Source organism: Mesorhizobium sp. B2-1-1, from assembly GCF_006442975.2.
Taxonomy (GTDB): Bacteria; Pseudomonadota; Alphaproteobacteria; order Rhizobiales; family Rhizobiaceae; genus Mesorhizobium.
In genome coordinates this window covers 5,417,923-5,442,586 of record NZ_CP083954.1, presented here as the reverse complement: position 1 = coordinate 5,442,586, position 24,664 = coordinate 5,417,923, and the positions used below count along the sequence as shown (strand labels likewise).

19 protein-coding genes, 1 tRNA gene and 1 pseudogene are annotated in these 24,664 nt (G+C 62.3%); 7 read left to right on the top strand and 14 right to left on the bottom strand.

Going from position 1 to position 24,664, the window contains the following annotated elements; translation table 11 throughout:
* Nucleotides 1-122 precede the first annotated feature (122 nt).
* Nucleotides 123-1,976 (bottom strand): AsmA-like C-terminal region-containing protein, encoded by a 1,854-nt coding sequence (locus tag FJ972_RS26485; RefSeq protein WP_140525266.1) that lies wholly within the window; start codon nucleotides 1,974-1,976, stop codon nucleotides 123-125.
* Between the two features lie 239 nt (nucleotides 1,977-2,215).
* On the opposite strand from FJ972_RS26485, the gene FJ972_RS26480 reads away from it, so the two are divergent.
* Nucleotides 2,216-4,186, top strand: coding sequence for an acetoacetate--CoA ligase (locus tag FJ972_RS26480; RefSeq protein WP_140525267.1), 1,971 nt, complete (start codon nucleotides 2,216-2,218; stop codon nucleotides 4,184-4,186).
* A 272-nt stretch (nucleotides 4,187-4,458) separates the two neighbouring features.
* Here the strand turns inward: FJ972_RS26480 and FJ972_RS26475 are convergent, their stop codons facing one another.
* The gene (locus tag FJ972_RS26475; RefSeq protein WP_140525268.1) at nucleotides 4,459-8,247 is read right to left on the bottom strand and encodes a histidine kinase dimerization/phospho-acceptor domain-containing protein; all 3,789 of its coding nucleotides are present in this window, start codon (nucleotides 8,245-8,247) and stop codon (nucleotides 4,459-4,461) included.
* A 251-nt stretch (nucleotides 8,248-8,498) separates the two neighbouring features.
* Between FJ972_RS26475 and FJ972_RS26470 the strand changes: the two genes are divergently transcribed.
* Both FJ972_RS26470 and FJ972_RS26465 read left to right on the top strand, forming a co-directional pair.
* Complete coding sequence (locus FJ972_RS26470) at nucleotides 8,499-8,957, top strand: phasin (protein ID WP_140525269.1); 459 nt, start codon at nucleotides 8,499-8,501, stop codon at nucleotides 8,955-8,957.
* A gap of 338 nt (nucleotides 8,958-9,295) precedes the next feature.
* Nucleotides 9,296-9,372, top strand: a tRNA-His gene (locus FJ972_RS26465).
* A gap of 324 nt (nucleotides 9,373-9,696) precedes the next feature.
* On the opposite strand, the gene FJ972_RS26455 is transcribed toward FJ972_RS26465, so the two are convergent.
* Nucleotides 9,697-10,341 carry a redoxin domain-containing protein gene (locus FJ972_RS26455; RefSeq protein ID WP_140498517.1) on the bottom strand — a complete coding sequence of 215 codons (645 nt, stop codon included), beginning with the start codon at nucleotides 10,339-10,341 and terminating at the stop codon, nucleotides 9,697-9,699.
* Between the two features lie 217 nt (nucleotides 10,342-10,558).
* Nucleotides 10,559-10,819, bottom strand: a complete 261-nt coding sequence (locus tag FJ972_RS30375) for a DUF3182 family protein (RefSeq protein ID WP_413466307.1) — start codon at nucleotides 10,817-10,819, stop codon at nucleotides 10,559-10,561.
* A gap of 248 nt (nucleotides 10,820-11,067) precedes the next feature.
* Between FJ972_RS30375 and FJ972_RS26445 the strand changes: the two genes are divergently transcribed.
* Nucleotides 11,068-13,035, top strand: a complete 1,968-nt coding sequence (locus FJ972_RS26445; protein WP_140513410.1) for an AI-2E family transporter — start codon at nucleotides 11,068-11,070, stop codon at nucleotides 13,033-13,035.
* Nucleotides 13,036-13,336: 301 nt separating this feature from the next.
* Here FJ972_RS26445 and FJ972_RS26440 read toward each other — a convergent pair whose 3' ends face one another.
* The 8 genes from FJ972_RS26440 to FJ972_RS26405 all read right to left on the bottom strand — a co-directional run bounded on the left by FJ972_RS26440 (nucleotide 13,337) and on the right by FJ972_RS26405 (nucleotide 21,257).
* On the bottom strand, nucleotides 13,337-14,017 hold the full coding sequence (locus FJ972_RS26440; protein ID WP_140525271.1) for an HAD family hydrolase: 681 nt from the start codon (nucleotides 14,015-14,017) through the stop codon (nucleotides 13,337-13,339).
* A 26-nt stretch (nucleotides 14,018-14,043) separates the two neighbouring features.
* Entirely contained in the window at nucleotides 14,044-14,829 is a 786-nt protein-coding gene (locus FJ972_RS26435) for an inositol monophosphatase family protein (protein WP_140525272.1), read from the bottom strand.
* Nucleotides 14,826-15,659, bottom strand: a complete 834-nt coding sequence (locus tag FJ972_RS26430) for a phosphodiesterase (RefSeq protein WP_140525273.1) — start codon at nucleotides 15,657-15,659, stop codon at nucleotides 14,826-14,828. The genes FJ972_RS26435 and FJ972_RS26430 overlap by 4 nt, the downstream gene beginning before the upstream one ends.
* Before the next feature lie 111 nt (nucleotides 15,660-15,770).
* Nucleotides 15,771-17,045, bottom strand: coding sequence for an ABC transporter substrate-binding protein (locus FJ972_RS26425; protein ID WP_140498511.1), 1,275 nt, complete (start codon nucleotides 17,043-17,045; stop codon nucleotides 15,771-15,773).
* A 120-nt stretch (nucleotides 17,046-17,165) separates the two neighbouring features.
* The gene (locus FJ972_RS26420) at nucleotides 17,166-18,026 is read right to left on the bottom strand and encodes a carbohydrate ABC transporter permease (protein WP_140525325.1); all 861 of its coding nucleotides are present in this window, start codon (nucleotides 18,024-18,026) and stop codon (nucleotides 17,166-17,168) included.
* A 29-nt stretch (nucleotides 18,027-18,055) separates the two neighbouring features.
* Nucleotides 18,056-18,970: a carbohydrate ABC transporter permease gene (locus FJ972_RS26415; protein WP_411908945.1), complete on the bottom strand. Its 915-nt coding sequence runs from the start codon at nucleotides 18,968-18,970 to the stop codon at nucleotides 18,056-18,058.
* Nucleotides 18,971-18,972: 2 nt separating this feature from the next.
* On the bottom strand, nucleotides 18,973-20,178 hold the full coding sequence (locus FJ972_RS26410) for an ABC transporter ATP-binding protein (protein ID WP_140525274.1): 1,206 nt from the start codon (nucleotides 20,176-20,178) through the stop codon (nucleotides 18,973-18,975).
* A gap of 38 nt (nucleotides 20,179-20,216) precedes the next feature.
* Complete coding sequence (locus tag FJ972_RS26405) at nucleotides 20,217-21,257, bottom strand: metallophosphoesterase family protein (protein WP_140525275.1); 1,041 nt, start codon at nucleotides 21,255-21,257, stop codon at nucleotides 20,217-20,219.
* A gap of 123 nt (nucleotides 21,258-21,380) precedes the next feature.
* Between FJ972_RS26405 and FJ972_RS26400 the strand changes: the two are divergent.
* The 3 genes and pseudogenes from FJ972_RS26400 to FJ972_RS26390 form a co-directional block, all read left to right on the top strand.
* Nucleotides 21,381-21,639: pseudogene (locus FJ972_RS26400) on the top strand (glycerol-3-phosphate dehydrogenase); the annotation flags it as partial.
* 74 nt (nucleotides 21,640-21,713) lie between these two features.
* A protein-coding gene (locus FJ972_RS26395) for an IS630 family transposase (protein WP_140525276.1) occupies nucleotides 21,714-22,659 on the top strand; the annotation gives its coding sequence in 2 pieces (ribosomal slippage) (nucleotides 21,714-22,049 and nucleotides 22,051-22,659; 945 coding nt in all).
* A 69-nt stretch (nucleotides 22,660-22,728) separates the two neighbouring features.
* Nucleotides 22,729-22,956: a hypothetical protein gene (locus FJ972_RS26390; RefSeq protein ID WP_140525277.1), complete on the top strand. Its 228-nt coding sequence runs from the start codon at nucleotides 22,729-22,731 to the stop codon at nucleotides 22,954-22,956.
* Between the two features lie 107 nt (nucleotides 22,957-23,063).
* Here the strand turns inward: FJ972_RS26390 and FJ972_RS26385 are convergent, their stop codons facing one another.
* On the bottom strand, nucleotides 23,064-23,990 hold the full coding sequence (locus FJ972_RS26385) for an alpha/beta fold hydrolase (RefSeq protein WP_140525278.1): 927 nt from the start codon (nucleotides 23,988-23,990) through the stop codon (nucleotides 23,064-23,066).
* Nucleotides 23,968-24,648, bottom strand: a complete 681-nt coding sequence (locus FJ972_RS26380; protein WP_140498504.1) for a GntR family transcriptional regulator — start codon at nucleotides 24,646-24,648, stop codon at nucleotides 23,968-23,970. Before FJ972_RS26380 ends, FJ972_RS26385 begins: the two co-directional genes overlap by 23 nt.
* Nucleotides 24,649-24,664 lie beyond the last annotated feature (16 nt).

The window sequence follows — 24,664 nt, the reverse complement described above, 5'->3', positions numbered from 1 at the left end:
TTTGTCCAGAGATCATGCCCGAATAGGCTGAGCATGATCCCGAAAAGTGGGAACCGGTTTTCGCGGACAAACGGTTCCGTTTGTCCAGAGATCATGCTTGAACAACGAGGCCGAAAGGCTGCTTATTCGCCCGACACGCCGCGGTTGATCGGCGAAATGAACGGCGTGCTCCATGTCCCCCCAACGAAGAAGGACGATTGCTTGGGGCCTTGCTGGCCGTTTGCCTGCGTGACGACCTGGTCCGGCTGGATGACACCGCCTGACAGCGCCAGCCCCCGTCCGGCATAGGAGGCGATGCCGGAAAGCCAGATCTTGTACTTCGCCGAATTGGCCTCGGCCTTGTCCAGTCTCGCCACGCCTTTCGAGATGGTGGCCTTCAGTTCGGCGCCATCGATCGGCAGTGTCCCGTCCGAGACGTCGTCAAGTGCGAAGAAGCCGCCCTGTTCGGTATGCTTGAGAAAGGCCGGCAGGTTGAACTTGCTGAGCGCGCCTGGCCCGAAGGTCGCCGAAACCGAGCCGTCGGCGGTTTCGAAGATCGAGTCCCAGGTCCTGCCGGGCCCTTTGAGGATGACGGACACGGTCCCGGTGCCGACCGGCACCAACCGCGTCATCCCGGCCGCCGTGCCGAAAGCGCCGCCATCGATATCGGAAGCCAGCAGCCGGATCTCGACCTGGCTGCCCTCGGGCTTGCGGTCGAAGCGAAGGCTGCTCTGGATGTTGCCGCCAAAGGCCGAGGCATCGGAAATGTCGAAAACGGACAGGCCATCCTTGACCTGCGCCGTGGCGGCGACGTCGGCAAGCTGGATGGAGCCGGCCGTGGCGTGCGCCGCCGACAGCCTGAGGTCGAGATTGACCCGGTCGGCGAAATTCGTGTCGACTTCGCTCGGACCTGCCCCGCTTGCCGGCCCGAGCGGCGTGAAGGCGGACAGGAACGACCTCAGATCGAGCGTGTCGAAGGCGAGCGTGCCGGAGATCACCGGCTGTGCGTCGCCAAGCGACAGGTCCAGCGCACCCATGCCTGGGTTATTGTCGAGGGAGAGTGCGGTGTTCTCGAATTTGACGCGCCCCGCCGTCGCGGTCACCTTGCTCGAGATGCTGACGGAGCCGATCGCGGCGCCCGGCGCGATATCGGCCTGCGACCATTCGAGCACACGCCGCAACGAGGGCGCTGAAAACTTGGCCTGGCCGTCGAAATAGGCGTTTTCGGACATGCTGGCCGTGCCGTCGAAAGAGAAGGTGGCGGGGGCGGCCTTGAAGGACAGGGTGAGCGGCGCCATGCCGCCGGCAAATAACACCAGCGGCTTCGGCGATGCGGCATCAACGGCGACGCTTTCGCCGCGCCAGATGCCGGTCGCCGAGAGCGTCGCATTGCTGTTCATCGCCGCCCATGTCGCCTGGCCGCTCAGGCTACTCAGCACCTCTTCGTCCTTGCCGTTAACGGACGCCACCATGCGGCCGTCCCTGAACTCCACCGTGCCGAAAGTGTCGGCCGGTAGCTTGTCAAGATCGGGTTTGGCGGGGTCCGCACCGACCACGCCGCGCGCCACGTCGATGGCGCGTGCGATGCGGCCGCCGGTCGGAGCGGTGGGCAGGAACAGGCCGCTCGCCGTGCGCTGGACCCTGATCGTCGGCCGCACCAGCCGCGCCGTGGAAAACACCACGTCGCCGCGCAGCGCCGCCATGGCCGAGAGGTCGACCTCGACCCGTTCGGCCTCGACGACCGGCGGTGCGTCGACGTCGGTCCACTTCGAAAGCGTCACATCCGTCAGGATCGCCCGGAAGTTCGGCCAGACCTCGATGCGCGGCGAGCCTTCGATGGCAACCCGGAAACCGCTCCAGGCACTCAATTCCCAGGCGATGCGATCGCGCACGATACGCGTCGAAGCGATCAGCGGCAGGGCGGCGACCACCAGCGCGATGACGATCACGGCAGCGCCGATCGCCCATGTTCCGCGTCGGATCAAAGATGATGGCATATCGCCCCGTATGCTTTCGTTCCGACAAAAATCGTCCGGCGGGTGTAAACCCGGTCGTCACCACGACTTCCAGTCGTCACTACGACTTCTAGTCGTCACTACGACTTAGGGTCGAGGCATTTCAAGTCTTTATGGCCCGGCGATGGCATTTGCGCACATCTGGACGCCTCGGCCGAACAAAATCTTGCTCTGCTGCGGCGCAATATGCATAAGCGGTGGCGATCCTGGGAGGACCCATCATGGCTGCCGAAGTACCACTCTGGACCCCGACGCAGGACCAGATTGACGCTGCGCCGCTGACCGCCTTCATGAAGGCCGCCGCTGCAAAAAGCGGCATATCCGTGACTTCCTATGCCGACCTTCACCGTTGGTCGGTGGCGGACCGCGAAGCGTTCTGGAGCCTGGTCTGGGATTTTTGCGGCATCGTCGGCGACAAGGGCAGCGCCGAAAGCGAGCGTGTGCTCGTCGATGGCGAGAAGATGCCGGGAGCGGCCTTCTTTCCCGACGCGATGGTGAATTTCGCCGAGAACCTCCTGAAGAAGACCGGAGCAGGAGAGGCGATCGTGTTTCGCGGCGAGGACAAGGTCGAGCGCCGGCTGTCCTGGAACGAACTGCATGCGCTCACCTCGCGCTTCCAGCAACTCTTCTTGTCGCTCAAGGTCAAGAAGGGCGATCGTATCGCTGCGATGATGCCCAACATGCCGGAAACAGTCGCCGCGATGCTCGCGACCGCCTCTATCGGCGCGGTGTGGTCGTCCTGCTCACCGGATTTCGGCGAGCAGGGCGTTCTCGACCGGTTCGGGCAGATCGAACCCGTCGTCTTCATCGTCCCCGATGGTTACTGGTACAACGGCAAGGCGATCGAGGTCGCCGACAAGATCGCCGCGGTGGCCGCAAAGCTGGGCACTGTCCGCAAGGTGGTGGTCGTTGACTATCTCGGCACCTCGGCCGATGTCGCTGATACGATCGAAAAGGCCGTGGCGATGGAAGAGGCGCTGTCGCCCTTCGCGGTCAGGCAGGTCACCTTCGAGCGGCTGCCGTTCGCGCATCCGCTCTACATCCTGTTCTCGTCCGGAACGACCGGTATTCCCAAATGCATCGTCCATTCGGCCGGCGGAACGCTGATCCAGCACCTCAAGGAACATCGCCTGCACGCAGGCCTGCTCGACGGCGACCGCTTCTTCTACTTCACCACCTGCGGCTGGATGATGTGGAACTGGCTGGTGTCGGGCCTCGCTTCGGGCGCGACGCTGCTGCTCTATGACGGCTCGCCTTTCTACCCCAACGGCAATGCGCTGTTCGATTTCGCCGATGCCGAGAAGATGACCTTCTTCGGCACCTCGGCGAAATTCATCGATTCGGTACGCAAGGCCGGCCTCAAGCCGATCCAAAGCCATGATCTGTCGACCGTGCGCGCCATCTCTTCGACGGGCTCGCCGCTGTCGCCCGAGGATTTCCGCTTCGTCTACGACGGGATCAAGAAGAACGTGCATCTGGCATCGGTCTCCGGCGGTACCGACATCGTTTCCTGCTTCGTCCTCGGCGTCCCGACTGAACCGGTATGGACCGGCGAGATCCAGGGACCAGGCCTCGGCCTTGCTGTCGACGTCTGGGACGACGACGGCAAGCCGGTCAGGCAGGAGAAAGGCGAACTGGTCTGCACCAAGGCGTTCCCGGCAATGCCGATCGGCTTCTGGAACGACCCCGAGGGCAAGAAATACCGGGCTGCCTATTTCGAGCGTTTCGACAATGTCTGGTGCCATGGCGACTTCGCCGAGTGGACCGCTCATGGCGGCATGATCATCCATGGCCGCTCCGACGCGACGCTCAATCCGGGTGGTGTGCGCATCGGCACGGCGGAGATCTACAATCAGGTCGAGCAGATGCCGGAAATCCTGGAGGCGCTCTGTATCGGTCAGGATTTCGACAATGACGTGCGCGTGGTGCTGTTCGTGCGGCTGGCCGCCGGCGTTCAGCTCGACGAGGATCTGGAGAAGCGCATCCGGGCGAAAATCCGCGCCGGCGCCAGCCCGCGCCACGTGCCGGCCAGGATCATCGCCGTGTCAGACATTCCTCGCACCAAATCGGGCAAGATCACCGAGCTTGCGGTGCGCGACGTCGTGCATGGCCGCGCCATCAAGAACAAGGAGGCGCTCGCCAATCCCGAGGCGCTCGAGCTGTTCAGAAACCTGCCGCAATTGGCCGAGTGACCGCCCCGCCCGGCATGGTTAATCAAATCTGCCGCGCGAATTTACCTAGATTTCACGAGTGGTACACATTCGTAAATTTTTTCGGGACCTGGTAAGGACTTGTTAAGGCCCGGCGTCGATAGTCGCACGTAACTTGAGGGAGAAATCCCGTTCCTCAGCCCCCGGAGGATCTGAATTCGCTCAAGCCCCCGTTGTGACAGCAAATCCCATCTTTCAAGGCGTCCTGTTGGGCGCCTTTTCTTTTCCAGGCGGCTGGATGGACGGGAGCTTGCCTATTCCGCAAGCACGCGCGTCGACGGGAACGCGATCTCGACCAGGGTTCCTTCGCCGGGCGTCGAGGTGATGATAAAACGGGCGCGGTTCGCTTCAACCATCGCCTTGGTCAACGGCAGGCCGAGACCGGTGCCGTCGCCGCGCCCCCGTTTCAATGCATTGATCTGTTTGAACGGCTTCAACGCCTGCTCGATCTCGGCTTGGCTCATACCGATGCCGGTGTCGCGCACGCGCATGACGACATCGCCCGAGGTCTCATAGGCGGTCGAGACGATCACCTGGCCGCCGGCCTGGGTATAACGGATGGCGTTCGACAGGATGTTGAGGGCAATCTGGCGCACGCTGCGCAGGTCCGCCACCACTTCCGGCAGTCGCGACGCGAAGCTGGAGCGGATGATGACGCGCTCGCGGTTGGCCTGCGGCTGCATCATTGCCACAGTCTCGGCCAGCGTGTCGTTGAGCGACACCGCTTCATAAGCCATTTCCTGCTGGCCCGCCTCGATCTTTGAGATGTCGAGAAGGTCGTTGACGAGATCGAGCACATGATTGCCCGATCGGTTGATATCGCGCAGGTAATCGCGGTAGCGGTCATTGGCCACTGGCCCGAATTTCTCGTCCACCATCAGTTCGGAAAAGCCGATGATGGCATTGAGCGGCGTACGGATCTCGTGGCTGATGCGGGCGAGGAAATCCGTCTTCTGCGAGGAGGCGCGCTCGGCCACCGCACGCGCCTGGGTCAGGTCCTCTTCGGCCCTCTTCCACTGCGTGATGTCGCGCACCACCGCACAAAAGCCGCTGTCGTTGGGCAGCCGGCCGATGGTCATGAACAGGGGAATGAAGCGGCCCTGCGCCTCGCGGCCGATGACTTCGCGGCCGTCGTTCAGGACGCTCGCCACGCCGGGCTCGGACAGGCCGTCGAGATAATCGCGCGCCGCGCGCTGGCTTTCGATAGCAAACAGCGAGGCGAACGGCTTGCCGGTCACGTCGTCGCTGTCGAAGCCGAACAGCGCCTCGGCTGGACGGCTTATGGAACGAATCGCGCCGTCACGGCCGATCAGCACGACGCCGTCGGTGGCGGTATCGATGATGGTGCGCATCTCGGCGATGCGCGCCTTGAGCTCGGAAATATCGGGCTGCGTCTGCTCGTCGCCAGCCGCATACAGTGCCGCCGGTGCCTCATCCTCGCCCGAACGGCGCACCACCAGCATCAGCGCCTTGCCGTCGCGCCACGGAACCGAGCGCAGGATAGCCTCGATTGGAAATTCCTGCCCGCCATGCGTCTTCAGCCGCAACGCCCGGTCGGCGCCCTCGGTGACGCCGTCATGGCCATAGGGATCGGCAAACAGCGTGCCCAGCCCGCCGGCGTCCGCCAGTTCATCGAGCGTTTCATAGCCTGTCAGGACGAGAAATTCCTCGTTGGCGTAATGAAGTTCATCCCCGGAATGGATGAGCAGCGGCACGGGCAGCTTGCTCAGGAGCGAGGTGTCGGGAGCCTTGCTCTCGTCCCCGACCGCAAAGGCCGACGGCACGTACCCTTCGAGCTTGAGCGGAGGCACTTTGAGGCGTGGCCGCTCGACCGGAGCCTCCACCGCGTCGCTGGTGCCGGCGGCCCCCTCGGCGGTTGCGGCCTGCTCATCGGATGCGGACGCTTCCTCGTCCTCGACCCAGTCCTCACTGTCCTCGGCATCGCGAAAATCGGCCGATGTCATGCTCTCGTCGTCGGCAATGTCATCGTTGGCGCCGGCGACGGTCGGTTCGCCTGCCGCCGCGACGGGCTCTTCGCTCTCCCGTTCCGTCTGCGCCGCCGCCGGTTCGGAAGCCGGGGTCTCGTCATTGTTGTCGGCGATCGGCGCTGGTTCCTCGCTCCGCTCGGCATAGTCGAGCAGCGAACCCGTCACTCCGGCCACCGTGTCGGCGGGCTCCTCATCAGCCGTTTTGTCCGGCCGTTCGCCATCAAGCCGGGCGAGATCCTCTGCATCCTCGGCATCGACATCGGTTTCGGACGGCTCAGCCGGTGCGGCTTCGCCCTTTGGCGCAAGGTTTTTGCGGGCGTCCGCTGGTTTCTCGGACGGCCCCGCCGGCGTTGCCGCCTCCGGTTGCCCGGCATCGTCCGGACCCGGTCTTTCAGCCTCCGGCTCGTCCGGGCTGCTTTCCTTCTTCAGCCGCTCGCCGATTTCGCGGAAGGCGCTGCGTTCCAGGGTCGACAGACCCTTGTCGTTAGCCGGCTGGCGATGTTCGGCCAGACGGATCACCTTGTCGGCAAAGCGGCGTTCAGGCTTCGGCACGATGGTCAGCGCCGGCACCTCGCCCCGGAACGGGTCCGATGGCTTCAACTCCTCGGCCTTCGGCTCCTCGGGTGCGGGTTCGACCGGTTCCGGCGCCTGGGGGGCCTCGCTGTTGGACACCAGCGCCATGCCGATCGCTTCCGGATCGATGACGGCGTCGCCGGCGCGGGCGACGCCGAAACCGCGGAAGCCCTCGAAGGCACGGCTGCGGCCATAGACCGGCAGGGCCGCCAGGTCGACCGGGATCTTCAGGTCCGTGCCGACGACCGGCCACAACACGGAACGGCCGGACCAGGTGTCGCGCCGCTCCAGGAGACCGGCGATCTCGCCGGACGCATCCAGCCCGAAGGCCGCCGCGACGTCCCTGAAGCGCCTGCCGATGACGTCCGCGGCCGGTTTGCCGACGACGTCGGCGAATTCCGGCGACAGCGCGCTGAACCTGCCCTCGGCGTCGGTTCGCCAGACGAAACGCAGCGGCGCCGCCGTGCGGTCCACGGTCCTGGCGGCCGGGGCTGCCGGAACAACTGGAGCCTGGGCATCGTGCTTCGCGTCCTCGGCTGGACCTTCGGCGGCAGCCGGCGAAGGTGCAGCTTCGGCGTCCGGCGCGGCTGGGCCGCGCGCATGCCTCCCGTCCTCGCCGGCATTGAAATACCAATGGTCGTGCTGTGCCGGCGTGCCGCTTGCCGCCGGTTGTCCGGGTTCTGCCGCCTCCGGCTCCTGCACGGCCGCTTCGGCAGCGATTCGCGCTGCCGGTTCCGAAATATCCTTGGCGACGGCCTGTGAGCGGTCACGTTCTTCGGAACGCTCGGCCGCTGGAGTTCCCTGCCCAGGCGCACCGTCGTCCAGCCTGTTCTCGTCGATCACCACCAGCAAATGCCGCTCAGGCGTCAGCCGGGCGAGACCCGCCGGATAGGATGTGCCGCCGCCCGGAACCAGCCGCTTGACGATGCGGTCGCCCTCATTCGCGACGTCGGCCACCAGCGCGGCCAGCGTCGCGGGCTCGATGCCGAGCTGCGAAAAGCTCTCCGATGCCGCTTCGACATTGCCGCTGGCGTCGATGAAGGCGATGAAATGACCATCTTCCGTGAAGCCGCTGATGGCCCTGCCGGCGATTTCGGCCGCACTGCGCGAGCCGGTCTGGGCCGCCCGCACCGCCAGCATGATGGCGTTCTCGCCGTCGGGCAGCGTCACAGCGCTTGCAAGGAAGCCGATGGCGCGGCTGGTCATGCCGGTCGCCAGCCTGACCGTGATGCTTCGGTCGCTGCCGATGTCGGGAAATCCACTAGTTGCCATGATCTGGCGGCGGGCGATCAGCGGCAGCCGTGCCTCGGCGCCGATGATGCTTTCGATGTCGGGATAGCCGAACACTGCGGCACCCGGTCCATTGGCCCAGATCACTTGCTCCAGATTCGCCGACAGGATCGCGATCGCGTCGCCGGCGGCGAAGCGCTGGCGGACCGCGTCGAGCACGGCGACGTCAAGAAAGGAATATTCGGACGGCATGCGCTGGCGAAATCCTCATGCAGCGGGCATTTTTGCAGTTAACGCTTTGTTAATAAAAGCCGGCGGCGCGAAGGTCCACAAGCCAGAACGTGCATAGGCCTGAATTTCGGCTCTTGGTTAACGGCCGAGACGGGAATCTATGGTGCAGTGCAACAAAGATATTGCAATGCACAAAAATTGCCTTTATATTGCCATCATACATGAACGAGACGGCTTTCCGTCAAAGCCGCTACCGCTGAAAAGGATGGAAAATGTCCAGGACCAAGACTGCCGAGACCATCGAAAACGTTGAATTCCCGAGCTTTGACGCTTCCAAAGCCACCGACCAGATCCGCGCTTTCGCCGAGAAGGGCGTTGAGCAGTCGAAGGAGGCTTACGCCAAGCTCAAGACTGGCGCCGAGGAGACCCAGAAGGCCCTGGAATCCACATACGAGTCCGCCAAGACCGTTTCCAGCGACCTGTCGCTCAAGACCGTTGCCGCACTGCGCGCCAATGCCGAAGCGGGCTTTTCGCATCTCGAGGCGCTGATCGGCGCCAAATCGCTGTCGGAAGTCGTGGAGCTGCAGACCGCGTTCCTGCGCAAGAGCGTCGAAATGACCGTCGAGCAAGCCAAGGAGTTCCAGACCGTCGCCTCCAAGGCGGCCGAGGATGTCTCCAAGCCGATCAAGACCGTTTTCGAGAAGGCGATGAAGGACATCAAGGCCGCCTAATATTTGCGCATGATCAGAAGATGTAACAAAAGGTCGCATTTTCTTCGAAATGATCGTGTGTATGATGGCAGCCATCAACGAATACCCGGTCGGCGGAACCTCCTCCCTCCGCCTCCGGGGTGACCAGCCAGCACCTCCTCCCGCTGGCTCGTAACAGGAAAAGGCCGGCACCTCCTCCCGCCGGCCTTTTTCTTGTCGGCAGATCCGCTTCCATGTGGGCAAGTGACCTTTGCTTTGCAAAAGCCTTGAATTAAAATCCATAAGCCCGTAAGGACGCATCGCCGAACGACAGAGCACTCGAGGGGACTACGTTCCGCCGATCCCGCTCAGGCAAACGTGCCGTTGTAGCTCAGCTGGTTAGAGCGCCGGATTGTGGATCCGGAGGTCGCTGGTTCGATCCCAGCCAACGGTACCATCGGCTTTCCTCTAAACAACTGGTTTGCTCAATAAAATTTTGACCGTGGACTTCCGGGCTTGCTCTGTAAAGCGACAGCCTGCTCAGGCTGTCGAAACCGCCGAAGTGATCCATGTGCATATGCGTCACGAAGACGTGCGAGATTCGCAGGATTTCGCGCAGCGAAAGCGTCGAAAGCTCTCCGAGATAGAAAAGGATGGCCCTGTTGCGGAAGCGGAAATCCAGTAGCAGGCCCGGATCGGAAAAAGGTTCGTTTACCAAGCGCGGCTGGACAAAAAGCGTGACTGGGAGAAGACCGCCGCGAGCGATGCTGGCTTCCTCCGTTCAGCTTCTCTTTGCCCGACCGGCATATTGGTCGACCGCGCCGGCCATCTGGAGCATGAGTGTGTCCATGGAGATGGAATTCCCGCCATAGGGGTAGAAGTCGGATTTATCGCCTTTCTTCCATTTCTCCCGCAGCTCGGGTTCGGTGATGTCCCAGTCGCGATAGGTCCTTTGCGCCAGTTCGCGCAGTTCTGCGTGCAATTCGGCGGTGGAGGGGCGGCCCCAGTAATAGTAACCGTTGTAGACCTTGAAGACTTCGAGGTCCCGCCCGAGCACGATCGTGTGCGGGATCATCACGTCGTGCGTGGTGTCGGTGTATTCCTTGATGTCCAGGTCCTTCTGCACGAGCCGTTCCTCGTCATAAAGAAAGGGCCAGGGCGCGGAGGTCTGCTGGCGGTAATTGTTGGTCGTATGCCAATCATCCGTGGTGATCGTGACGAGCTGTGTGTAGCCGACGACCAATTGCGAGTGAAACCGCACCAGTTCGAGCATTTGCTGCCGGTCTTTCGGACAGAAGAACCCACGCGTCAGCATCACGATCATCAGCTGGTCGCCCTGCAGGTCCGACAGCCGCCGTGGTGTCTTGGTGTGGTCGGGAAGAACGTAGTCGGGGAACTTCGCGCCAGCCACAATGTCTTGTCTCATTTTCAGTCGCTCCCATCGATCCGGTTCTGTAACTCCCGAACAAAAGACTCCCCCCCATGTTCCTTTATTCCAGGCAAGCCGATATGACGGCCGTCTGCCGTCGAACCGGCGACCCCATCGAGAGCGCATCCAAGTCGAGTTCGCCATCGACGATCGGCTTGCCGCCCTTTTCCAAACTCGAGCTTCGACCGGTTTTCGGTGCCTGCTTTTGAGTTCGTCAATCACTCCCTTGATCATCGCTAAACGGATTTCCGCGTAACCGCCGTGTAGCGCGTGATGGCACCCTCGTCGGGATCCTGAAAATGCACGGTAGCGTCGGCTGCGGCCGAGAATCCGCCGCTTTCAAAGTGTCGGCTCGGGAGAACGTGTTGTAGCCCGGCAAAACCGCAGCGCTGATCCGTTCAGCGAATTCCGCTGGCCAGTCACCTGGCCGAAATACGGACGCGCCGGTCACGCCATGCGTGATGACCTTGGTCATTGCCAGCCGGCTAGGAAGCACGCCGCCAAAGAAATCTTTTGGGCCTGCGAGGGACGCTGCGGATGTTCCGATGATCCACACCTTTGGGCTACATGCCCTGCAAAAGTTCGAGATCATCACACATGCGGTGTAACGAACCAGGTCATTGGCCAGAAGCTGAGGAGGTGCCAGTATATGGACCAGCGCACGCTTTGCGCGGTTAGGCCATGGCCGTCCTCTAAATCGCGAGATTGCAGATAGGTCCCATCATGCCCCCTGCTTTTATGACATCGAAGTTGGCAACCGTCGTGGCGATGATTGCTACCGTCGCCATTCTTTACGTCGCCAAGGAGGTCCTGCTGCCATTGGCAATAGCGGTCCTTCTCACATTTGCGTTGGCGCCGATTGTTTCTTTGCTCCGAAAGTTGAAGCTGCCGCGAATGATCGCTGTGCTTGGCGCGGTTGCATCGGCCTTCGTCCTCGTGTCGCTGTTCAGCCTGATCGTTGCCACGCAGGTGAGCCAGGTCGCGCAGGACATTCCGACATACCAATCCAACATCCTCGAGAAGATTCGGACTTTGAAAGAAACAGGATCCGAAGACGGCCTTATCAGCCGGCTCGGCAAGGTGTTCGAGCGCGTCAACACTGAGATAAACAAATCCCAATCCAGCGGGCAGGCAGATGTGGAGCAAACCACGAAGCAGCAGGATCCGCTTCTGGTTCAGATATTCTCGCCCCAGCGTCCGATAGAGACGCTGAGGAACATCATCGAGCCGCTGATCGGACCACTCGCCACGACCGGCCTTGTCATCATCGTGGTGATTTTCATGCTGCTCGAGCGTGAAGAATTGCGGGATCGATTCATCCGCCTTGTGGGCTACAGCGATCTCCATCGCACGACCCAGGCATTGCAGGATGCAGGCAGTCGCGTCGGACAATATCTGCTCATGCAATTGGTCGTGAACATCGTCTACGGCGTGCCCCTTGCGATAGGTCTTTGGTTTCTTGGCATTCCCAATGCCCTGCTATGGGGCATGTTGGCCGTTGTCTTGCGTTTCGTACCCTTTATCGGTCCGGTTATCGCGGCGGTGATACCTTTGTTTCTTGCCTTCGCAGTGGCTCCCGGCTGGAGCTTACTGGTATGGACTGGCGCTCTCTTCATCTTGGCAGAGCTCGTAATCAGCAACATCGTCGAGCCCTGGCTTTACGGCTCGCACACGGGCCTCTCGCCGCTGGCGATCATCGTAGCCGCCGTTTTCTGGGCCTGGCTATGGGGCCCGGTCGGCTTGGTGCTGTCGACGCCGTTGACCGTCTGCCTTGTCGTGCTTGGACGGCACGTGCCCCAATTCGAATTCCTGCAGATCCTGTTTGGCGATGAGCCGGTGCTTGACCCGAAGGAGCGTCTGTACCAGCGGCTTCTTGCCGACGATATCGACGAAGCCACCGACAACGCGGAAGAAATGCTCGAGGAGAAATACCTGATCGAGTTCCACAGCACGGTTGCCATTCCGGCGTTGCTGCTTGGTGAACAGGACCGGGCTCGGGGCGCGCTAACGGCAAGTCAGTTGGCGAACCTTGCCGAAAACGCCCGCACCCTGGTGGCCAATCTCAACGAGATCGCCGCGGAGGAAGAAGAAGAGGAAGAAGACGAGCACGCGGAAAAAGAAGGCGCGAGCGCGGATCCGGGCGAAGAGGATGAGGATCAAGCCGAGTTTGCGCCTGATCTCCCGGATGGTGCTGGGAAGTCAGTGCTGTGTATCGGCGGGCGCGGAGACCTCGACGATGTGGCCGCTGCGATGCTCGCGCAGGTCATTTCGATCGAGGGTGCGGATTGCGTGGCCGCGAGCCACCGTGACCTCCTCCCCGCGCGGATCCGGAAACTTCCGCTTGAAGCTCGCGACGCAGTCGTCGTGGGCTTCCTCAACCGCGATTCGTTCAAACACGCGGTGTTCGTCGTGAGGCGCTTGAGGCGACTCGCACCGCGTGCACGCATCGGAATCGCGCTCTGGCACGACACCCATGACAAGCCCAGGGAGGATGCGGCGGGCCTCGCCGAGCAATTGGAAGCGGACTTTGTTGCGTTCAACGTGGTCGACTGCGTGACGGGTGCGCTTTCAAACGAAGAACCGCGTCAAGTGAAAAAGAGAAAGCAAAGAAATCTAAGGCGGCCTCGCGCTCGTCAGGGCGTGGCGGCGACGGTGCAATTGGACGATTCGTTGGCTCAGCCGGTGCGGTGATCGTCAACGGCACGGCCCCTTTTGGACCAACTTCGGCTACCTGATAATGATCATGTGAGCGGTACCTCTGGCACCGGCAGGTAGTTTCGAAAGTTCGCTGGCAATCGCGCATCCACAGCGAACATCCGGGTGTTCGCTCTCCGTTCGACCTTAAGCAGATTCTGAAACAGCTCTTGTTCCGGCCCCAATTACGGAATCCTACCTATCTGTTACATTCGGCGACGCGGCGCTTTCGACGGTGTTTGAGCAGGAAAGGGCGGTGCCGGATTATCTGCTGCCCGGCTTTCGCTGGGCCTGAAATCTACACGGAGACGGGTGCGATCAACTCCAGAGAAACGAGTCCGCGCGCGACTTCGTCCCAGTCGGCGCAGATGGTTCGGGCGCCGGCCACGCGTAGTTTCTCGGCATGCCCCGGATAGGTGTGGCCGCCGCCGATGAAGCCGATCGCCGTCATACCGGCGGCGACTGCGCCCTGCACGCCGAAAGGCGAGTCCTCGACAACCGCGCAGTGCTTCGGTTCGATGCTCATCTGATCCGCGGCGAACAGGAAGATGTCGGGGGCGGGCTTCCCGCGCGCGACCATTGACGATGAGAATATGTTCTCGCCGAAGAATCTCGCGAGCCCTGTGACCGAAAGGCTGTGATGTATCCGCTCCAGCGAGGAGGATGAGGCGACGCAGCGGGGATTGGACAGCCGTTCAAGGAAGGGCTTCAGGCCCGCCATCGGCTGCAGACTTTCGGTGAAGAGCGCTTTCACCTCGTCCCACAAATCCGCGGTCTGGTGCTCCTCAAGGCGATGGCCGGTCGTGAGCCTGATGCGCTCCAGGATATCGGTCTGCTTCATGCCGACGCATTGCAGGACCGCCTGCGGGTCGAGTTCCATGCCGTGTTTCGAATAGACCCGCCCGTAGGCAAGCGCCGCCAGCGGTTCGCTGTCGACCAGCACGCCGTCGCAGTCGAATATGATCAATGTGTCTTGCATGCTCGCTCAGGTTTGCGCGCCAGGTGTCACAGGCCGCGTAGCGCTTCAAGAAGTTCGTCGTGAATGAGCCCGTTCGAGCCGACCTTCTGCGTGTCCTCGTCTGTGGAGTCGACACCTGAAAGCGTGGTGACCTTGCCTCCTGCTGCGCGTAGCAGCGGCATGGCAGCCGCGTAGGACACGACGTCGGCCTTGATCGAAACCGCCGCATCGAGCTGGCCGGCGGCGACCATCGAATGTTCAAAGGCCCCTGAGACGATAACGCGCACGCCGCGCGCGCCGACGCCGAGCCGCCGCACGATCTCTGCGGTGCGCGCCACCTCCTCGGCCGAAAAGTGCGACGTCAGCACGACGGCAATGACCGCATCGGCCAGTCTTGCAGTTGTCGACACATTGGCCGTCTTGCCGTTGACGGTCGCGATTCCGTCGCTGGTGTAGTGCGCCTCGAAGCCGGCGGCGGGTGCGACGGTCAGGCCGATCTTCGTCGCACCCTGCTCCTGATAGGCCATGGTGACGGAGAACCACGGCAGGCCGGACGCGTAGTTTATCGTGCCGTCGAGCGGGTCGACGATCCAGCGGCTTTCGCCCAAGATTCCCGTCGTGCCGGCTTCTTCCGACAGGATGGAAGCTTGCGGCGTAAGCGCGCGCAGCCCGTCGATGACAATGCGCTCCGAAGCGAGATCGGCGGCGGTGACAATATCCAGCCCTTCCTTGCGCGTGACGTCGAGGCGCTCCTCGCGCATCGACATCAACGTCGCGGCTGCCTTGCGTGCGATGGCATCGGCGTCTTTCAGGATTTGACGGTAGTCGCTCATGTTTCGTTTTTCCCGGGGTAGTCGACATCGGTGATGAAATCGTGGGCGGGGCCGAAATCGCCGATCGGGACGACGTGCGAAACGACACCGGTCTGCGGCGACCAGGCGTGCAGGGCGAAAGCCGGCGGTTCGAAGATGAAGCGATTGGGCTCGCCCGGACGAAGATCGAGCGCGACCTGGTGCGCGACGCCCGGCGCGACGAAGCCGACCGTGCCGGCAAAGCGCGTGGTGATGGGCCGGTGATAGTGCCCGCAGGCCACCCGCTCGATTTCGGCGTGGGACCTGATCATGTCGCGGAAGCCGTCGCCGACGACGCACATCATGATGTCCATGCCGTGCACGCCGACGGGAAAGGGCGGATGGTGCATGAAGACGAAGGTCGGGCGGCCGTCGCCCTCGGCGAGACGCTCACCGAGCCAGGCTTCGCGCCGCTCGCAGATCGCACCACCGTCCTCGCCCGGCTGCGCCGTGTCCAGCCCGATAAGGCGGACCGGAAGGTCCTCGATCGTATAATGCAGGAAATCCGGCGACTGGCTCAGATAGGGGAATTTCGGCGCCATCACCTCGCGCATTGTCTCACGCCGGTCGTGGTTGCCAGGAATGACGAAGACGGGCATGGGCAGGGCCGACAGCATGTCGGCGACCAGCGCATACTCTTCCGGGCGACCGCAATCGGCGAGATCGCCGGTGACGAGGACGCAATCGGGCGCCGGATCGAGCGCGGCGACGGTCGCGATGGCGCGACGAGTCATGGTGTTGGTCTGGAGACCCTCATAGGCCATCTGGCCGTCGGGTCGGATATGAAAATCGCTGATCTGTGCAATGAGCATCGGGAGGTCCGGCAGTGTGAAGGGAGGGCTGACACAAGAAGGGCGCCACATCGGCGCCACCTTAAAAAGGGCGCGCCAGCCGAAGCCGGCCGGCGCGCGTGGCATGGCGACTTATTTCATGAGTGCCTGTGTTTCGGAGACGAGGCTGTCGAGCCCGTCCTTGATGGATACGTCGCCGCTCATGACCTTGCTGATGATCTCGCGCTGGGTGCGCCAGATGCGGACCGTGTTGCCCGCCGAATAGCCGGGCCACGGGCGCGACAGTGCCATCTGCTTGGCAACGGTGGCGTAATTCGGGTTCGCTTCGTAGAACGGGCCGAGATAGTCGGTCCCGGTGGCGGCCTTGTTGGTCGGGAGGTAGCCGCTCATCTTCACGACCTGCTCCTGCGCCTTGGGGCCGGTGACGAATTTAAGGAATTCCCAGGCCGCCTTCTGCTTTGCCGGGTCGGAGGCAGTGATCACCGCCGCGTTGCCGCCTGTGGGCAGGCCACCCTTTTCCTTGTCGTCGACCGGGAAGACCGCGGTACGCAGCTTGAATCGGTCGCCGATCAGTTCGGTATCCTGGCTGAGACGGGCAGGCGTATCGAAGAAGATGCCAATCTGGCCGGCGATAAAGGCCTGGCGCGACTGATCCCAGTCGATCAACGGCATGCCGGCATCGGTGACGAAGCTGCGGAAATATTCCAGCGCCTTCAGGCCGTGCTCGTCGCCGAAGGCCACTTTGCCGTCCTTGGTCAGCTCGCCCCCACCCTGCATCAACATGGCGTCCCAGAGCCATTCGTCGGGCCAGTCATGAATATTGTAGGCGAGGCCGGCGATGCCGGAACCGGTGGCCTTGATCTTCTTGGCGAGTTCCATGATGCCCGGCCAGTCGGTGGGCATGTTGTCGGGATCGCCGCCGGCCTTTTTAACCAGATCGGCATTGTAGAACATGATCGGCATGGAAGCGTTGAAGGCCAGTCCGTAGAGCTTGCCGTCCACCCGGCCGAGGTCGAGAATGTTGCCGGCGTAGTTGGCGTCGCGCCATTCCTTCGACTCGGCGTCCATCATCGTGCCGAGGTCCAAGATCTGGTTGCGCGCCTTCAGCTTGCCGACCAGTTCATGCAGGACGTGATAGCCCGAATAATAGACGTCGGGCAGGTTGTTGGTGATGGAGGCCCGCAGCATGGCCTGGTGGCCTTCGTCGTAGCTGGCCGCCGGCGCGCGGAACTGGATCTTGATGTCGGGATGTTCCTTCATGAATTCCGCGGCCAGCGGCTCATGGAACTTCGCGAAGGCCGGGAATGCGTAGTAGACGTCGAGCGTCACGGGAGACTGGGCCAGCGCTGTCGACGCCGCTCCCAGCAATACGGCCGAGGCCGCGATGATCTTTGACAGGAATTTCATTAAGGCTTTCCTCCGGTTATGCGATTTGCCCGATGCTCTTGAGGCGATGATGCCGCCTTGCCCCGCGAAAGGTGTGGGGGAACGGCGCGACCGGGCTTCTAGCCGCGCCAGTTGTCAGTTTTATTTCACGCCGGTCATCGTGACGCCCTCGATGAAGCGGCGGCGTGCGAACAGGAACGCGAGCAGCAGAGGCGCGGTCAGGATGGTCGCGGCGGCCGTCAGTGCGCCGTAATTGGTGCCGGCTTCGGCGTCCGAGAAGAACATCATGCCGAGCGGCGGCGGCGCCAGGTTGACGTCGGATATGACGATTAGCGGCCAGTAGAGGTCGTTCCAGTGCGCGACGAAGGAGAACACCGCGAAGGCGGCGATCGCCGGCATGGCGCTGGGCGTGACGATGCGCCACACGATCTCGAACTCGCTCATCCCGTCGAGCCGCGCGGCATGAATGATGTCGTCGGGGAAGGAACGGAAAAACTGCCTGAACAGGAAGATCGCGAAGACTGAGAGGAAGAAGGGCACCATCATGGCGAAATAGGTATTCAGCAGGTCCATCTTCGCCAGCGCGATGTAGATCGGCAGCGCCGGCACCTGTTCGGGCACGCATAGGCCGAGCAGGACGAGGACGAAAAGCAGGTTGCGGCCCGGGAACTTCAGCTTGGCCAACGCGTAGGCGCATGGGATGGCGACCAGAAGCTGGATGATGAGGATGCCGCCGCACACTATGACGCCGTTGAGAGCGAAGCGCAGCAGCGGCGCGCTGGTCAGCGCCATCGCATAATTCTCGAAGCCGTAGAAATGCTTCGGCCAGATCCTGAGCTGGGCGTTGAACACCTCTTCCGGCGGCTTGATCGAGGTCACCAGCATCCACAGGAAAGGCAGGAGAATGAAGGCCGCGCCGGTGATCAGGATGCCGTGAGTGATGAACAGAGAGGCGAAGCGCCGGCCGGCGGAGCCAGCTGGTGTGGTTGTTGTGCCCGTCATCGCGGGAGCAGTGATGGTTGTGTCGGTCATCAGTAATGCACCCTGCGGTCCATGACGACGGTCTGGAGGATCGAGAAGACCAGAATGAAAATGAGGAAGATGAAGGTGAGGACCGACGCATACGCCATGCGGAAGTACTGGAAGCCTTCGAGGTAGACTTTGTAGAGCAGGACCTCGGTCGATCCCACCGGACCGCCATGGGTCAGCACCGCCACCGTGTCGAATACCTTGAAGGCGGTGATCGAACTGGTGACGATGACGAACATGGTCGTCGGTCCCAGCAGCGGCCACGTGATCGTCAGGAAGCGGTCGATTTCGCCGCCGCAGCCGTCGATCTCGGCGGCTTCGTAGAGGTCCTTTGGAATGGTCGAGAGGCCGGCCAGGAACAGGATCATATTGAAGCCGACCAGTTGCCAGATGCCGATCACGGCAAGCGTCGGCAGCGCCAGCGAGGGATTGCTCAGGAAGGCGACCTCGCCGATGCCGAGCCAGCGCAGCACCGCGCTCACCGGGCCGAGGCTGGGGTGCAGCAGGAACTGCCACACGGTCGCCATGGCGATGAAGGTCGAGGTCACAGGCAGGAAGTAGATGATTTCGTAGAGTGAGCGGGTGCGCTTGCGGCGGTGAACGAGGACGGCGACGAGCAGCGACAGGATCACCGAGCCGGGCAGGACGATCGCGACGTAGACGAGCGTGTTCTTGAGTGCGCGGCGGAATTCCGGATCGGTCAGCGCGTCGGTGATGTTTTGCAGGCCGACATAATGGACATCGACCTCGCCGAGCTCGTAGTCGGTGAAACTGAGATAACCGAGCACGCCGAGCGGCACGAGAATCGTCAGCACCAGCAAAAGCAGGGCAGGCAGCGCGAAGCCGCCGGCGACCAGCCTCTCGATGAAGGCCTGCCGGGCACCGGGCCGGGCGGGCGGAGCGGGTACCGCGGTCAGGCTCATGATGCGCGCGCTCCCTCTGCGAGGCGCAGCTTTCCCTTGGCGGCGGTGGCCGCGTCTTGGGAAACTTGGGGTTCCACGCGGTTTCCGGCGGCATCGAAGACATGGCAGGCCGAGGGATGGAACAAGAGTTCGGTGTTCTCGACCTCACCGTCCGGCACGCCCGCGCCTATGCGCGAGGTCACCAAGATCCCAGGGAGCGAGGGAACATCGAAATGCAGGATCTTCTCGGAGCCGAGATGCTCGCTGCGCCGCAGCTTCGCCGGAAGCGGGACCTGGTCCGCCGACTGGCCCGAGACCGCGCCGGGCAGGATCATTTCCGGGCGGACGCCGATCGTCGCTTTCTCTCCGGCGGGGAGGGCGGTGCCGATCGGCAGAGGCTTTCCGAGCAATTCCAGCCGCCCACCGACCCCCACCGTCACGGGAATCAGGTTGATCGTCGGGCTGCCGATGAACTGGGCGACCTGGACGTTGGCCGGCCTGTCGTAGAGTTCGTCGGGCGTGCCGAGTTGAAGGATGTCTCCGCCTTCCATCATGGCGACCCGGCTTGACATGGTCATCGCCTCGACCTGGTCGTGCGTGACGTAGACGAATGTCGCGCCGAGTCTCTGGTGAAGCTCGGCCAGCTCGCTACGCATGTGGACGCGCAGCTTGGCGTCGAGGTTAGAAAGTGGCTCGTCCATCAGGAAAGCGGCGGGCTGGCGCACCATGGCGCGACCGAGCGCGACGCGCTGACGCTGGCCGCCGGAGAGCTGGGCGGGCTTGCGCTCTAAAAGAGGTTCAATCTGAAGTTGCGCCGCGATGCCCCTGACCTGCTTGCCGATCTCCTGCATCACCTTGCGGCGCCGGGACGAGAGTAGGCGGACGAGCGGCAGGCGCTCGTAGAGGCTAAGCCCGGTCATCGTCAGGGGCAGCGCCATGTTGTTGAAGACGGACATGTGCGGGTAGAGCGCGTAGCTCTGGAACACCATGGCGATGCGCCGCTCATGCGGCCTCAGATGATCGATCGGCGCGCCATCGACGAGGATCGAGCCCGAGGTTTGCGGCTCGAGGCCGGCGATGATGCGGATGAGCGTCGATTTTCCGCAGCCGGAGGGGCCGACAAGCGTCAGGAACTCGCCATCGTTGATGGACAGGTTGATGTCTTTGAGAACCCGGTGGGGCCCGAAGGACTTCGAAAGGTTCTTTATTTCCACTGCAGCCACTGGGGTTGCTCCGTTTCGCGAACAATTGGGTAGAGGCGCTATCTCGGTGGATAGACCTCATGCACGACATCACCGATGAAAAAGGGTGTGAGGCCCGGAATTTCATGAGGCCGCACGGTGAAATCGGACCCGGAAAAGTCGTAGACGAGCACGCCCAAGGTGGCTTCTCCGGCCATCCCTTCCGGCTGCAAGTGCGCCTCGACGAGGAAGCCGGACGACGGCCCCCACAGGTACCGCACGCCGCCGAGTTGACGATCGTAGAGTTTGTGCAGGTGGCCGCTGGCCACGAAGGCCACGTCGTAGCGGCGCACCATGTCGAGCAGTTGCGCGCGAGGCTCGGGAGTGGGCGCCCAGTATCCAACGTCGCCTTCGGTCGGCTCGCCGATGAAGAGCGGGCGATGGGTGAACCAGCCGATCCGGCGCCCGGACGCTTCGCGCATGGCGTTTTCCAGCCACGCGATCTGCTCCGTTTCGGCCGGCTCGTCGCTGCCGAACAGCATCGAATCGAGTCCGATCAGGCGCCAGCCCTCGATGTCGCGATGCCACCAGTCCGGCCCGAAATGACGTCGCCAGCGGGCCAGGCGTTCTGCGTTGACTGGCTGATAGAGATGCTTGGGCTCGCCCACGTCGTGATTGCCCGGCACGGCGAGATAGGGCAGTCCGATGGAGTCCATCATCTCGGCGCAATAGCTCATGTCCTCCTCGACATCGGCGCCATCCACGGTGACGTCGCCTGTATGGATAACGAGGTCGGCATCGCTTTCCTTCAGCCAGTCGAGGAGCGGCTGGCTGTTGGCATGGAAATGTCGCTTGCCAGGGCTGAGATGGGTATCGGAAATCTGCACTATTCGCGTCATCGGACGTTCTGGAACCTTTGCCGGTCTCGCGGCGTTGATCTCGTCGTTTTGAAAAAAGCGCCTGAAGCCGGATGCACTCTTTCCCTTGCATGTGAAGGTGTGACGACGACGTCGGATTTTTAGGTCCAGGACGCGGCGTCTCCCGCAGGAAAGGCTCACTCGGTTGAAACGGCTTGGACCGGCATATTGAACCTCCCATCGTGTTCTCCGTCCGATGCCCATTGTCAGGGCATTCTGAGGTGCGGAAAACTTCCTCCAGCTTTCGAATGAAAAAAATTTCACAGCTTGATAAAAATATCAAGACAAAAATCGCGACCGTAGCCGCACCTCGAACTGCGGCGCCTAGAGGGTGCTGCCGAAGCGGTGCAGATCGACCAGACCGAGATCGAGTATTTGAGCGCGGCCGTGAACCGCTACTTCAAAAGAGAAGCTGCGCCCCCAGGACTTGCTGTATGCGTTCTGGGGCGTGCGGCTGTTGTTCGACGACGGCAATGGGAACCCTTCGGCGGTTACGCGCGACTACGTCTTCGACCTTGACGAGACCGGGGGCACGCCACTGTTCAATGTCTTCGGCGGCAAGATCACGACCTTCCGGAAATTGGCCTGGGAGAATCGTAGGATTCCCAAAACCGGATGTTTGTGATTCAAGATGCTGGCTGGATTGGAGGCCAGCATCTGATGACGCGAGCGCTTTCAAATGATCTTCGTGAGCGTGCAGTAGCGGCAGTTGTCGACGGGGAGACCTGCCGTGCGGTTGCCTCGCGCTTTGGCGTTGCGGTTTCCTCTGTGGTGAAGTGGTCGCAGCGTTACCGTGCCACCGGCTCGGTGGCGCCGGGCAAGATGGGCGGACACCGTAAGCGCGTTCTGGAGCCCCATCGGGCTTTCATTGTGGAGCGGATCAATCAGACCTCTGAACTGACGCTGCATCGGCTGAAGGACGAGTTGGATGCGCGCGGGATCAAGGTCTCGCACAATACGGTGTGGCTGTTCTTGAGGCGCGAGGGCCTGAGCTTCAAAAAAAACGCTGTTCGCCCTTGAGCAGGCACGCGCCGATATTGCCCGCAGGCGTCAGCGATGGCGATCCTGGCAGACCGGCCTCGATCCGCAGTGCCTGGTCTTCATCGATGAGACCTGGATCAAGACCAACATGGCTCCGCTGCGCGGTTGGGGGCCGAAGGGCAAGCGGCTGCGCGGCCTGGCTCCGCACGGCCACTGGCGCACGCTGACCTTCCTCGGCGCGCTGCGCTGGGATCGGCTCACAGCGCCTTGCGTCTTCGACGGCCCGATCAACGGCCAATGCTTCCGGGCCTATGTCGAGCAGCTCATCACGGTGCTGAAGCCCGGCGATATTGTCGTCATGGATAATCTGGGAAGTCATAAGTCGGCGGCCATCAGGCAGATGATCAAAGCTGCCGGCGCCAGGCTTTGGTACCTGCCGCCCTATTCCCCGGACCTCAATCCGATCGAGCAGGCCTTCGCCAAGATCAAACACTGGATGCGCCAAGCTCAGAAACGTACAATCGAGGACACTTGGCGCCACATCGGCCACCTCGTCGAAACAATCGAGGCAGCCGAATGCAGGAACTACTTCGAAAACGCAGGCTACGCTTCCGTCAAGATATGAAACGCTCTAGCGCGGCCTCCATCGCCTCGAACATATCTTTCCGCAGATGGGGGCGACTGGACCGCGAGTGTGCCGCTGCCGGGCGGCAACATGCCGAACGCGGACTTTGAGCCTTTCGTCAACGGATTGTGCAAAACATGGCCGTGGATGCCGCGCGCCCTCGTTCATCCTTACGGTGGCTCTACGGCACGCGGCCAGGAGGTGGTGGGCGCCACGGCTGGCATGTCCGACCTCGGGCAGCACTATGGCGGGCTGCTCTACGACTCGGAAGCGCGTTACCTGGTGGCGAGGGAGTGAGGGCGCACGCCCGAGGACATCCTCCCGCGGCATGGCGGCCCTCTTGGGACGACTTGCTGTGGGTCATAAGCTTGCTGTGGGTCATAAGCTGGATGGTTTGACCGGCGCTAGCTGCCAAGCCAGTCCCGGACAACTCCGTTGAATTCGCGTGGGCGATCGATCATGACCATGTGAGCGGCATTGGCGAAAATGTGCATGTCGGCTTGCGGCGCGCGTTCCAGCAGCTTGATGCCGCGCGCCACCGGCACGGTTTCGTCGCAACCTGACCAGGCTATGAACAGCTTGGCGTGCATGGTGGGCAAATGCGGAAGGAGATGGTCCTCCTGGATCTGGGTATATTCGGTGTCGTCCTTTTTCCGGGCAGCCTGCTTGAAGCGCTCCAACTGACCGGACTCGCAGGCCAGGCGATAGTTCTTTTTTAGCAGCTCCACGAACTCCGGCGGATTCTTCGTGCTTAGCCTCGCATTGGTTCGCAGAAAGTCTTCCTCGGTGTCGCATCCCTCGAGCACATTATACGCTGCTGCCGCTGCTGCCTGCCAAGCGTGGTCCTCATTTCCGCCGAGGCGCGGGGAGGTCGCACCGCTGCTCACGACGACCACCTTATCGACCAGACCCGGCTTTTCAACGGCGAGCATTGCCGCGATGAAACCGCCTTCGGAATGGCCGACGAGCGCGCATCGGGTGACGCCGAGCGCTTCGATGAAGGCTGAAACGTGATGCCGCCTTTCGAGGCGGGGAACGTGTTTCCCGTCCACCGGCGCATCCGAGAGACCGAAGCCGACCAGATCGGGCGCCAGCACCCGGAAGTCATGCGCGAGTGCCGGGATGGTGTTGTGCCAGGTGGACCAGGCATCGATCGCCAGTGACGAGCCGTGCAGAAGGATCACGGCCGGTCCGCTGCCAGCTTCGAAATAGCGCGTACGGATGCCGCCCGCCACGACATAATTCTCCTTCACCGTCGCCGCAGGTAGCGGCGGACGGGCGGCGTCTCGCGCTTTCAAGCGCCGCCGATCAGCTGACGGATTGGTTTTCAAGCTGTTCGATCATCCCGAGCGCGAACTGGGCGGCTTTGCGTACATGCTTTTTTGCAAGCCGCTCGGCATCCGATGCCCTGCGGTTCACCAGGGCGTCGAGCAGGGCTGCCAGCTCTTCCTGAGATGCCTTTCGCCGCTCTGCATCGGAAAGAGAAATCATGCGCAACTGTGAGGCCCGCATATGGATGCTGCGAAGCATCCGTTCCGCCTCGGAATTGTTCGCGCCCGCTATCAAGACGTCGTAGAATCTAGTCTTTGCAGCTATCATTTCGCGCGCCACACCGACGCGATAGGTTTCCATCAGCTCGTCATACACGCCCCGACAACGCGTGATATGATCGTCAGTCGCATTCTCGCAAAACAACCTGCATACAAGCGCCTCCAGCGCCTCGCGAAGGTCAAAAATGTCCTTCGCGATCTTGGGATCGACGACAGAGACGATAAGCCCCCGGTTGGGCAGGTTCGTGACCAGGCCCTCGTTCTCGAGCTCGCGCATCGCTTCCCTGAGCGACGTCCGTGAAACGCCCATGCGCTCGCAAAGCGTGCGCTCCACCAGCCGCTCTCCCGGCGCCAGTTCTCCGACGACGATGGCGTTGCGGATGGTATCGGCCACCTGCGTGTACAGGCGCGGCGGAGCATGGACTCGCAGATCATACACGGCGGATTTGCTCCTT